The following is an 11,511-nucleotide window of genomic DNA, read 5'->3' as shown; positions in this document are numbered from 1 at the left end:
TCTCGCCGCGGGCGTCGACGTCGATCTTCTGCGACAGGTCGCCCTTGGCCACCGCCGTGGCCACCTGCGCGATGTCACGGACCTGGGTGGTCAGGTTCCCCGCCATCGCGTTGACCGAGTCCGTCAGGTCGGCCCAGGTGCCCGACACCCCGGGTACCCGTGCCTGACCGCCGAGGGTGCCCTCCGTGCCGACCTCGCGAGCCACCCGGGTGACCTCCGAGGTGAACACGGACAACTGGTCCACCATGCCGTTGAAGACCTTGGCGATGTCGCCCATCAGGCCGTCCGCCTCGTCCGGCAGACGGGTGCCGAAGTCACCGTCCCGGACGGCCGTCAGGCCCGCCAGGAGGCGGCGCAGCTCCTGGTCGCCCGGACCCGAATCAACGGTTCCGGTGCTGTCGCTGGTCATGCGCACCCTCGTTCCGCTCCCCAGGAGCCCTCGGTACGAGGACTCGACAACCCCCTCCGGACCGAATGGCGCGGTCCGGCGACCTGTGCGTGCGTTCCCGCAGTTCACGGATCTGCTCAAGGAGAAAAATAGCCCAGAGGCCGCCCCGGGTCGCGGGCGCCGGCGAAAGCGGGGCGTCACCCGATGGAGCGGCCTGATCGAACGGGGGCCGAATGCGGCGGGCCCGGCCGGGTATCTGCTGCTGTGGAGCCGGTCCGGCCCGTGGCGTCGCCGGCCCCGCAGTCGTCATCACACGGTCGTATCGATGCGGGAGGGAAGGGACGGCGTGCCGATGGAGAGCATCTGGTCGTACACGGCGGGAAGCGGTCACGTGGAGGGCCAGGACCTCACCGGCTGCACCGTCGTCGCCACCGACGGCACCATCGGGCACGTGGACCGGCAGGCCGAGCACTTCGGCATGCCGCACCTGGTCGTGGACACCGGCGTCTGGGTCTTCGGCCGCAGCGTGCTCGTGCCGGTCGGCATGGTCAGGGGCATCGACCCCGGGGCGCGCACGGTCACGGTCGGCTGCACCAGGGCGCAGGTCAAGGCCGCGCCCCGGTTCCGCACCGACAGCGAGACGATGGACCGGGAGTACCTGGCGTCCGTCGGCGACTACTATCATCGGCTGCCGCCGCGGGAGGCCTCCGCGGACTGACCCGGTGCCGAACGACAGCACGGCGAACACCAGGGACACCACTGACATGGAACCAACCGACGGGATCACCACGGCCTCGCCCGGCGTCACGGCGCCCGGCGGACCGGCCTCCGCAGCCGTGACCAGCGCGGCAGGGGCACGCGCGTACGCGGAGTCGGTGGCGCGTGCGCAGTGGGGGGCGGGCCGCGGGGTGCGGGAGGAGGACGTCGTGGATCTGCTGCTCGTCGTCTCGGAGCTGGTGACCAACGCGATCCGCCACGGCGAGGGACTGGCCGGCTTCGAGGTCCGGCCCACGGACGAGGGGATGTGGATCGCCGTCCACGACCACAGCGCGGTCGTGCCGCGTGCCGCGTACGCCTTCCCCACCCGGCACCGCGGAAGCGGCTACGGCTGGCCGCTCGTTGCCCGCCTGGCCCGTGACATCGCCGTGGACCGCCGGCCGGAGGGCGGCAAGACGATCAGCGTGCTGGTGCCGCTGCGCGACGCCGGCGCTCCCTGACGGGGCCGGCGCCGCCGCTCACCACGGCAGGAAGACGTGGATGTCCTTGCCTCGCTCGCCGGTGACGACGCTCACCTGGTCGGAGAGGGTGTGGATCAGATGCCAGCCGATGCCCCCGCCGCCGCTGCTCGGATGGAAGGGGCGCGGCGCGGGCTCCGTCGTACTGGTGTCGTGCATCACCACGTGCACGCCGTCGAAGGTACGGCGCAGCCGCAGCTGGAAGGGTCCGGGGGCGTACTGCACCGCGTTCGCCGCCAGCTCCGTGACGACGAGCAGTATGTCGTCCCAGTGCTCGGGCTGCGCGGGCGGTGCCGCCCGGGCGAGGTCGTAGAGGAACTCCTCCGCGACCAGCCGCGCACCGGTCACATTGTGCAGCTCCCCGGTGAAGCTGGCGGTGCGGTTCGTGATCTCCTCGGAAGCCAGTGTCCTGTCCCAACGCGACTCGGCTGCCATCTCGCCTTCCCGGCCCGGCACCAGCCGGACGTCGTCCCTTCTTCGCAATCCCTTCGTCTGTAGTTCCCGTGCCGATCGAGGCTACGCGCCTCGATCTGCACGGTCCGGGCGCGACGGCAACGGGTGACGCCCTCCGCTGCCGTCACCGCAGGAACACGTTGTCCGAGTCCTCCCAGCCGGCCGGCTCCTCGGGCGCCGTCCTGGGACGCCGGTGCGGCCGGGCCTCGTACATCGCCTCGATCTCGAAGGCGTAGGTCCGTACGATCTCGTCGCGCCGCAGCTTCATCGACGGGGTCAGAAGTCCGTTGGACACGTCGAAGGGTTCGGGCAGGACGCGGAAGACCCGGATGGACTCCGAGCGCGACACGGCGCTGTTGGCCGCGGCCACCGCCCGTGCCACCTCCTCGCGCAGCGCGTTCTCCTCCCGCGCCTCACGGGCCGGGGCGTCGCCCTGCAGGGCCAGGCCCGCCCGCCAGTGGGTCAGGAACTCGGGGTCGAGCGTGATCAGGGCGCCGACGCAGGGCCGGTTGTCTCCCACCACGACCGCCTGGTGGACGAGCGGATGCATGCGCAGCCGCTGCTCCAGTGCGGCCGGGGCCACGCTCTTGCCGCCGCTGGTGATGATGACGTCCTTCTTGCGTCCCGTGATCGCCAGATAGTTCTCGTCGTCCAGGTGGCCGAGGTCCCCGGTGGCCAGCCAGCCGCCGCGCAGCACCTCGCGGGTGGCCGCCTCGTCGCCGAGGTACCCCTGGAACAGCGACGGCCCGCGCACCAGGATCTCCCCGTCGTCGGCCAGCCGGATCTCCATGCCGGGCAGCGGCTGGCCGACGGTGCCGGACTTCTCCCGCCCCAGCGGCTGCATGGTCAGCCCGCCGCTGGTCTCGGTCAGTCCGTAGCCGTCGTGGACATAGACGCCGATGCCCTCGTAGAAGAGGGACAGCTCGCGGCTGAGCGGTGAACCGCCGCACGTCGCGCGGCGCACCCGGCCGCCCAGCGCGCTCCGCAGCCGGCGGTAGACCGTCCGCTCGAACAGGGAGTGCTGGAGCCGCAGGTCGAAGCCGGGCCCGGGCCCCTGGCCCAGCCGCCGGCGCTCCAGCGCGGCGGCGAAGTCCCGCGCCGTGGCGGCGGCCCGCTCGAACAGCGCTCCGCGGCCCGCCTGCTGGGCGGTGCGCAGGAAATTCTTGTAGAGCTTCTCCAGGACGGACGGGACCGCGTAGAAGTACGTCGGGCGGAAGGAGCGCAGGGCCGAGGCGAGCGCCTCCTCGGTCGTCGCCGGTTCGTGCGCCATGAGCAGGCCGCCCCGGACACACAGGTTCTGGATCATCAGCCCGTACACGTGCGAGAAGGGCAGGAAGGCGAGGACCGCGCCCTGCTCCCCGGGGGGCGCCACCGTGTGGCCCCAGCCCTCGATCAGCGTGTCGCACGGACTGGCCAGCCCGCGGTGGCTCAGAGCGCAGCCCATGGCGCGGCCCGAGGTGCCCGAGGTGTAGGCGACGACCGCCGTGGCGTCCGGCGGCACGATGCGCCGCATGGAGTCGACCGTGGCGTACGGGATGAACTCGCCGCGCGCCACCAGCGTGTCCTGCGCACCCGCGTCCAGCTGCCAGACGTGGCGGAGCGCGGGCAGCGACGCGCACACCGAGCCGACCGTCATCACGCTCTGCTCGTCCTCGACCACCACGGCCACGCAGCCCGCGTCCCGCAGGATCCACTCGACCTGGTCGCGCGAGGAGGTCGGGTAGATCGGCACCACCTCGGCGCCCACCGTCCACAGCGCGTAGCTGAACACCGTCCACTCGTACCGGGTGCGCGCCAGGATCGCCACCCGGTCGCCCGGCGAGATCCCGCACGCGATCAGGCCCTTGGCCACGTCGACGACCTCGTCGCGGAACTCGACGGCCGTCACCTCCTGCCAGAGGGGCGAGTCCGGCGTGGGACGGCGGGCGAGCATCGGCAGGGTCGGTGTGCGGGCGGCCGTCTCGAAGAGGCTGTCGGCGAGCCCGCCGGTCAGGGGCCCGGCGGCCCGGGGAGCGAGAGCGGGGTCGAGCATGCGCTGGCTCCTGACATGTACGGACGGTGACACCGCCGACGAGCACCGTTAACGGCGGTGCTGAATCTAGCCGAGGCGGTGGTCACGGGGGGCCGGGACGACAGAAGTGTTCCCGCCCGGTGATCTCGGCGGATCGGGGGACCCGGAGGGCATGACCTACACGAATCCGGACCCGGAACCCGAACGCAGCACCGGACTGGAGCCGGGCGGCGGTGTGCCGCCCGGCGAGACCCCGCCGGGGGAGAGCAGCATGTCCGAGGCAGGCCCGTGGGAGGGGAACAACCCGCCCAAGGGCTGGGCCATGGCACCGCTGACGGTGATCCTCGTCCTCGTCGCGCTCGTCGCGGCGGGCTTCCTGGGGTACGCCCTGGTCCTGATGCTCTGAGGCACGGCCGCCGCGGAGCACCGGCCCCCGCCGCCGGGACGTCTCAGACCGACTGTGTGCGCCGTACGCACTCGGTGACGACGTCCCGCAGGCTGCCGGTGCGCTCCAGCAGTTCCCGTTGCACCCGCGCCCCGTTGCCGTGCCGCAGCAGACCGGCGACGCCGTCCTGCACCAGACCCAGGTCGCCGCAGGCGGCGAGCGCCTCCCCGACGTGCTCCAGCAGCGCCCGGACGACGTTCTCCGCCGGCATCCGCCGCATCGTCGCCGGATGCAGCAGCTCCTCCGTCAGCCCCGACCGGGCGGCCCGCCAGGCCGCGAGGCGCAGCAGGCTCACGCTGGGGTCGGCCGGCGGGACGCCCTCGCGCCACTCCCGCGCTGCCGTCTCCACCAGCGCACGGGCGAGGGCCGCGACGACGACGGCCGTCGAGGCGTCCAGGCAGACGTCCGCGACGCGGAACTCGACCGTGGGGTACCGCTGGGACAGCCGGACGTCGAAGTAGATCATCCCCTCGTCGAGGATCGTGCCGGTCGCGACCATGTCGGCGACCCGGCGGTGGTAGGTCTCCGCCGACCCGAACAGCTCCGTGGGACCGGCCGACGGCCAGCGCTGCCAGACCCGGCTGCGATAGCTGCTGTACGCGGAGTCCCTGCCCTGCCAGAACGGGGAGTTCGCGCTCAGCGCGGCCAGTACCGACAGCCACGGCCGCACCCGGTCGACGACCGCCACGCCCTCCTCGTCGGACTCCACCGAGACGTGCACGTGGCAGCCCAGGACAAGCTGCTCGTGGACCACCACGCCGTACTGCTCGGCCATCCACCGGTAGCGGCGGTTCATGCCGACGGCGGGGCTGACCGGCAGCGGCGAGGTGGCGAGCGCGGCGACGGCACAGCCGATGCCCCCGGCGTGCCGCCCGGCCTCCTCGCGGCAGCGGACGATCTCCGCGTGCAGCCGCCCCATGTCCGCCTGCGGATGCGTGGCGAACTCGAGCATCTGCTCGTGCAGCTCCTTCTCGAACACGTCCTGCTCGGCGTCGTCCAGCGAGGCCCGGGCGAGCACGGCGGCGGACAGCGCCCGCGGCTCACCCGACTCGGGGTCGACCAGGAGGAGTTCCTCCTCCACTCCGACGGTGCGCACGTGATGCCGCCTTTCTGCGGGCCCGGTCGCGGCGACGGCGGGACTGTCCCGTCCGTAGGACCACCGAATGCCCCGCCTCAGCGGCCGGACACCTGGTCGCGCCGCCGGGCCTCACAGGGCGTACGGCACCAGCCACACCGTCGCCAGCGGGGGAAGCGTGATCCGGATGCTCCCGTCCTCCGGCTTCACCGGATCCGGGTTGCCCACGCCGCTGCCGCCGAAGTCCTCGGCGTCCGTGTTGAGGACCTCCTGCCAGGCGGTGGCGTCGTCGCCGACGTGGAGCGCGTAGTCGTGCCGGACGACCGGGGAGAAGTTCGACACCGCGAGCAGGGGGGCGCCGTCGGCCCCGAACCGCAGGAACGCGAAGACGTTGTCCTCGGCCGCGTCCACGGCCACCCACCGGAAACCGGCCGGATCGGTGTCACGCTGCCACAGGGCCGGCGTCCGCGCGTAGCGGGTGTTCAGCTCGCGCACCAGATCCTGGACGCCGCGGTGGTCGCCCGCCGAGTGGTACCCCTCGTCCAGCAGCCACCACTCCGGGCCCTGCTTCTCCGACCACTCCGCGCCCTGCGCGAACTCCTGCCCCATGAAGAGCAGCTGCTTGCCCGGGTGCGCCCACATGAAGCCCAGGTACGCCCGCACGTTCGCCCGCCGCTGCCACCAGTCGCCCGGCATCTTCGACACCAGCGCCTGCTTGCCGTGCACCACCTCGTCGTGCGAGATCGGCAGACAGTAGTTCTCGCTGTAGGCGTACACCATCGAGAACGTCATCTCGTGGTGGTGGTACTTGCGGTGCACCGGCTCGTGCGCGACGTACTCCAGCGAGTCGTGCATCCAGCCCATGTTCCACTTCAGGCCGAAGCCCAGCCCGCCGGTGTCGGTCGGGCGCGTCACCCCGCCCCACGCGGTCGACTCCTCGGCGATGGTCACCACGCCGGGGCAGCGCCGGTAGACGGTCGCGTTCATCTCCTGGAGGAACGCCATCGCCGCCAGGTCCTCCCGGCCGCCGTACTGGTTGGGCTCCCACTGGCCGGAGTCGCGCGAGTAGTCCAGGTAGAGCATCGAGGCGACCGCGTCGACCCGCAGCCCGTCGATGTGGAACTCCTCGCACCAGTACACGGCGTTGGCGACCAGGAAGTTGCGCACCTCGGTCCGCGCGAAGTCGAAGGTGTACGTCCCCCAGTCCGGGTGGGTCGCGCGCCGCTCGTCCCCGGGCTCGTACAGCGGGTCCCCGTCGAAGCGGGCCAGTGCCCAGTCGTCCTTCGGGAAGTGCGCCGGCACCCAGTCCATGATCACGCCGATCCCGGCCCGGTGCAGCGCGTCGACCAGGAAGCGGAAGTCGTCGGGCGAACCGAGCCGCGCGGTCGGCGCGTAGAAGCCGGTGACCTGGTAGCCCCAGGAAGGCCCGTAGGGGTGCTCGGCGACCGGCATCAGCTCGACGTGGGTGAAGCCGAGGTCCTTGACGTACGCGGGCAGCACGTCGGCCAGTTCGCGGTAGGTCAGTCCGGGCCGCCAGGACGGCAGGTGGACCTCGTACACCGAGAACGGCGCCTCGTGCACGGGCGTGTCGGCGCGGGTGCGCATCCACTCGGTGTCGCCCCACTCGTACGCCGAGGCGGTCACCACGGACGCGGTGTTCGGCGGCTCCTCCGCCGCGCGGGCCATGGGGTCGGCCTTGAGGAACCGGTGCCCGTACCGGGAGTGGATCTCGAACTTGTACCGGGTGCCCTCGCCGACGCCCGGCAGGAACAGCTCCCACACGCCGCTCGAACCGAGCGAACGCATCGGGAAGGCCGTGCCGTCCCAGTGGGTGAAGTCCGCGGCGACCCGCACTCCCTGCGCGTTCGGCGCCCATACGGTGAACCTGGTGCCGGTGACACCCTCGTGCGTCATGGGGTGCGCGCCGAGGGCCCGCCACAGCTGCTCGTGCCGGCCCTCGCCGATCAGGTGCAGGTCGAGCTCGCCGAGGGCGGGCAGGAAGCGGTACGGGTCGTGCGTCTCCTGCTCGCCCTCCTCGTACGCCACCACGAGGGTGTAGGCGGGGATCTCCGCCAGCGGCAGCACACCGGAGAAGAGGCCGTCCTCCTCCGACACGAGGGCGTGGCGCTCGCCGTCGACGACCACGCTCACCTCGCGGGCGAACGGACGCAGCGCCCGGAAGGCGACGCCACCCGGGACGGGGTGGGCGCCGAGCAGGGCGTGCGGGTCGTGGTGGGCGCCCGCCAGCAGGCGGCCACGATCGGCCGGATCGATGGGCGGGGCGGTACCGCACGCACCGGATGCGGGCGGGACGGGGCCGGACGGCTCGGGGATCGAGGTGTCGCGGAGGGCCACGGGTCAGTCTCCTCTCACGGCGAGTCGTTCGATCGCCGCCATGGGTACGGGAAGCCAGTCGGGGCGGTGCCGGGCCTCGTACAGCACCTCATACACGGCGCGGTCCGTCTCGTAGGCGCGCAGCAGGCCGTGCTTCTTGCGGGGGTCCCATCCGGCGCGGGCGGCGTAGCCGGCGCAGAACGCCTCCCGGCAGCGGCGCGCCCACTCGGGGCGCCACGGGCGGCGCTGCCGGGCGGCGTAGTCGAAGGAGCGCAGCATGCCCGCGATGTCGCGGACGGGGGAGTGGGTGCTGCGCCGTTCGGACAGCGGACGGGACGGCTCGCCCTCGAAGTCGATGACGAACCAGTCCCGGCCGGCCCGCAGCACCTGTCCCAGGTGCAGGTCGCCGTGGATGCGCTGGGCGGGCGGCCCCGAGTCGCAGGTGGACAGTGCCGCGAAGGCCGCCCGCAGCCCGGGGACGAAGGGCTGCAGCGCCGGTACGCAGTGCGCTGCGGCGGTCAGCCGCTCGGTCATCGCCGCCGCCGTCCGGCCGTTCTCCCCCGGGGCACCCGAGGGGAAGGCCTCGGCGAGCGCCAGGTGCACGTCCGCCATGGCCCGCCCCAGCTCGTGGGCCTGCACGGTGAAGTCGTCCCCGGCGGCCAGCGCGTTCAGGGACAGGGTCCAGCCGTCGGAGGCGTCGTTGAGGAACGGCTGGAGCACGCCGAGCGTCGCCTCGTACGGATGGGTGGTCCGCATCCACGCCACCGGCGCGGGGACCCGGTCGCAGCCCTGCCGGGCCAGCGCGTCCGGCACCTCCAGGTCCGGGTTGACTCCGGGCTGGATGCGACGGAAGAGCTTCAGGATGAACTCGTCCCCGTAGATCAGCGACGAGTTGGACTGCTCGGCGTCCAGCAGCCGCGGTGCCAGTCCGCAGGGCACCGGCCGTGAGGGGTCGGCCTCGAAGCGCAGGGGTCCCGCCTTGCCGGGGTGCCGCAGACGTTCCAGGAGCAGCTGGGCCGTCCGGGGGTCGTGCAGGGCGTCGTAGACCGTCCGGCCGGCCAGCGGACCGTCCTGCACCTGCCCGATGACGGCCCGGCCCAGGCGCGGCGACGGATGTTCGCGCACGCCGAGCAGCAACTGGTAGCAGTCGCCGGCCGGGGGAGCGCCGCCCGGAGCGGGCACGGGTCCGTGCCCGGTGTGCACCAGGAGGTGCAGACAGCCCGGGAAGAGCTCGGTCATGGAGAGCAGCCCGAGCTCGGCCACGGGACGGTCCTTGCCCGCGAACCAGCGCTGGCGCGGCAGCCACTCACGCAGCAGTCCGCCGAGCGACGCCATGGGCTCGGCGAGACGGGCACGTCTCGGGCGCAGGGGTGCGGTCTTCGGCATGGTGACGCGTCCTTTCCTCGGCCCGCGCTCAAACGCGGCGGCCGATGCGGGATGCGACTCGGGTGAGCCGGAACCAGTAGAAGCCGTGGCCCCCGAGGGTCAGCAGGTACGGCAGCTCGCCGATCGCCGGGAAGCGGACCCCGCCGAACAGTTCCACCGGATGGCGTCCGGCGAACTCGCGCAGGTCCAGTTCGGTCGGCTGGGCGAACCGCGCGAAGTTGTGCACGCACAGCACCAGGTCGTCCTCGTACTCCCGCAGGAAGGCCAGTACGGCGGGGTTGGAGGAGGGCAGTTCGGTGTAGGTGCCGAGGCCGAAGGCGGGGTTCTGCTTGCGGATCTCGATCATGCGCCGGGTCCAGTGCAGCAGGGACGAGGGGGAGGCCATGGACGCCTCGACGTTCGTCACCTGGTAGCCGTAGACCGGGTCCATGATCGTGGGCAGGAACAGGCGCCCCGGGTCACAGGTCGAGAAGCCGGCGTTGCGGTCCGGTGTCCACTGCATCGGGGTCCGTACGGCGTCCCGGTCGCCGAGCCAGATGTTGTCGCCCATGCCGATCTCGTCGCCGTAGTAGAGGATCGGCGAGCCCGGCAGGGACAGCAGCAGGGCGGTGAACAGCTCGATCTGGTCGCGGTCGTTGTCAAGCAGGGTGGCGAGCCTGCGCCGGATGCCGATGTTGGCGCGCATGCGCGGGTCCTTGGCGTATTCCGCGTACATGTAGTCGCGCTCTTCGTCGGTGACCATCTCCAGGGTCAGCTCGTCGTGGTTGCGCAGGAAGATGCCCCACTGGCAGCCGGACGGGATGGCCGGGGTCTTGGCGAGGATCTCCGAGACGGGGTAGCGGGACTCGCGGCGGACGGCCATGAAGATGCGCGGCATGACCGGGAAGTGGAAGGCCATGTGGCACTCGTCGCCGCCGGAGGCGAAGTCGCCGAAGTAGTCGACGACGTCCTCCGGCCACTGGTTCGCCTCCGCGAGGAGCACCGTGTCGGGGTAGTGCGCGTCGATCTCGCTGCGGACCCGCTTGAGGAAGGCGTGGCTGGCGGGCAGGTTCTCGCAGTTGGTGCCCTCCTCGGCGTACAGGTAGGGCACGGCGTCGAGGCGGTAGCCGTCCACCCCGAGGTCCAGCCAGAACTTCAGCGCGGCCAGCATCTCCTCCTGGACGGCCGGGTTCTCGTAGTTGAGGTCGGGCTGGTGGGAGAAGAAGCGGTGCCAGTAGTACTGGCCGCGGACCGGGTCGTAGGTCCAGTTGGAGGCCTCGGTGTCGACGAAGATGATGCGGGCGTCGGCGTACCGGGTGTCGTCGTCGGCCCAGACGTAGTAGTCCCCGTAGGGGCCGTCGGGGTTCTTCCGGGACTCCTGGAACCACGGGTGCTGGTCGCTGGTGTGGTTCATGACGAAGTCGATGATCACGCGCATGCCGCGCTGGTGGGCGGCGTCGATGAACTCGACGAAGTCGGCCAGGTCGCCGAACTCGGGGAGTACGGCGGTGTAGTCGGAGACGTCGTAGCCGCCGTCGCGCAACGGTGACTTGAAGAAGGGCGGCAGCCACAGGCAGTCCACGCCCAGCCATTGCAGGTAGTCCAGCTTGGCGGTCAGGCCCTTGAGGTCGCCGACGCCGTCGCCGTTGCTGTCCTGGAAGGAGCGGACGAGGACCTCGTAGAAGACGGCTCGTTTGAACCAGTCCGGGTCGCGGTCCTTGGCCGGGGTGTCCTCGAACTTGTCCGGGACGGGCTCGTTCACGGTCATGAGGCTGCGGACCCTTCGTTCCGGCGCGCGGCGGCGGACGGCCGGCGGAGGTGGAAGACGTGGGCGGGGGCCCGGCCGGGCTCCAGCCGCACGTAGTTCGTGCGGCCCCAGTGGTAGGTCTCGTCCGTGAGCTCGTCGTGGACCGGCACCGACGCGTGCCAGTCCAGGCCGAGCTGCGGCATGTCGAGCGAGATCGTGGCCTCCTGGGTGTGGTGGGGGTCGAGGTTCACGACGACCAGCACGACGTCGGACCCCTCGCGTTTGCTGTACGCGATGAGAGCGTCGTTGTCGGTGTGGTGGAAGCGGAGATTCCTGAGCCGGTGCAGCGCGGGATGGGCCCGGCGGATGGTGTTGAGTCGGGTGATGAGGGGGGCGATGGTGGTGCCCTCGCGTGCGGCGCGGGCCCAGTCGCGGGGTTTGAGCTGGTACTTCTCGCT

At 71.8% G+C, this 11,511-nt stretch carries 11 protein-coding genes; 3 read left to right on the top strand and 8 right to left on the bottom strand.

Annotated elements, in window-relative coordinates:
• On the bottom strand, positions 1-409 hold a 409-nt coding region (locus ACFW47_RS28875; RefSeq protein WP_383286174.1), incomplete at its 3' end, for a HAMP domain-containing protein.
• Positions 410-740: 331 nt separating this feature from the next.
• Here ACFW47_RS28875 and ACFW47_RS28870 point away from each other — a divergent pair.
• A complete protein-coding gene (locus ACFW47_RS28870) occupies positions 741-1,106 on the top strand; it encodes a PRC-barrel domain-containing protein (RefSeq protein ID WP_386307668.1) in 366 nt (121 codons plus the stop codon).
• A 46-nt stretch (positions 1,107-1,152) separates the two neighbouring features.
• Complete coding sequence (locus ACFW47_RS28865) at positions 1,153-1,605, top strand: ATP-binding protein (protein ID WP_386286354.1); 453 nt, start codon at positions 1,153-1,155, stop codon at positions 1,603-1,605.
• Positions 1,606-1,623: 18 nt separating this feature from the next.
• On the opposite strand, the gene ACFW47_RS28860 is transcribed toward ACFW47_RS28865, so the two are convergent.
• Both ACFW47_RS28860 and ACFW47_RS28855 read right to left on the bottom strand, forming a co-directional pair.
• Positions 1,624-2,058, bottom strand: coding sequence for an ATP-binding protein (locus ACFW47_RS28860; protein WP_073732126.1), 435 nt, complete (start codon positions 2,056-2,058; stop codon positions 1,624-1,626).
• 142 nt (positions 2,059-2,200) lie between these two features.
• Positions 2,201-4,108, bottom strand: a complete 1,908-nt coding sequence (locus tag ACFW47_RS28855) for an AMP-dependent synthetase/ligase (RefSeq protein ID WP_386307553.1) — start codon at positions 4,106-4,108, stop codon at positions 2,201-2,203.
• A 151-nt stretch (positions 4,109-4,259) separates the two neighbouring features.
• On the opposite strand from ACFW47_RS28855, the gene ACFW47_RS28850 reads away from it, so the two are divergent.
• Positions 4,260-4,493, top strand: coding sequence for a DUF6480 family protein (locus tag ACFW47_RS28850; RefSeq protein WP_386286352.1), 234 nt, complete (start codon positions 4,260-4,262; stop codon positions 4,491-4,493).
• Positions 4,494-4,536: 43 nt separating this feature from the next.
• On the opposite strand, the gene ACFW47_RS28845 is transcribed toward ACFW47_RS28850, so the two are convergent.
• The 5 genes from ACFW47_RS28845 to ACFW47_RS28825 form a co-directional block, all read right to left on the bottom strand.
• Entirely contained in the window at positions 4,537-5,628 is a 1,092-nt protein-coding gene (locus ACFW47_RS28845) for a glutamate--cysteine ligase (RefSeq protein ID WP_386286351.1), read from the bottom strand.
• A gap of 111 nt (positions 5,629-5,739) precedes the next feature.
• The gene (glgB, locus tag ACFW47_RS28840; RefSeq protein WP_386286350.1) at positions 5,740-7,962 is read right to left on the bottom strand and encodes a 1,4-alpha-glucan branching enzyme; all 2,223 of its coding nucleotides are present in this window, start codon (positions 7,960-7,962) and stop codon (positions 5,740-5,742) included.
• Positions 7,963-7,965: 3 nt separating this feature from the next.
• Positions 7,966-9,327 (bottom strand): maltokinase, encoded by a 1,362-nt coding sequence (locus ACFW47_RS28835; protein ID WP_386307551.1) that lies wholly within the window; start codon positions 9,325-9,327, stop codon positions 7,966-7,968.
• A gap of 28 nt (positions 9,328-9,355) precedes the next feature.
• Positions 9,356-11,074, bottom strand: a complete 1,719-nt coding sequence (treS, locus tag ACFW47_RS28830; protein ID WP_386307550.1) for a maltose alpha-D-glucosyltransferase — start codon at positions 11,072-11,074, stop codon at positions 9,356-9,358.
• On the bottom strand, positions 11,071-11,511 hold a 441-nt coding region (locus ACFW47_RS28825), incomplete at its 5' end, for a DUF3459 domain-containing protein (protein WP_386286347.1). The genes ACFW47_RS28825 and treS, both read right to left, overlap by 4 nt.

Source organism: Streptomyces sp. NPDC058796 (assembly GCF_042745235.1).
Taxonomy (GTDB): Bacteria; Actinomycetota; Actinomycetes; order Streptomycetales; family Streptomycetaceae; genus Streptomyces.
Note: the sequence above shows the minus strand (reverse complement) of the source record. Positions and strands in the feature narration are given on the sequence as shown.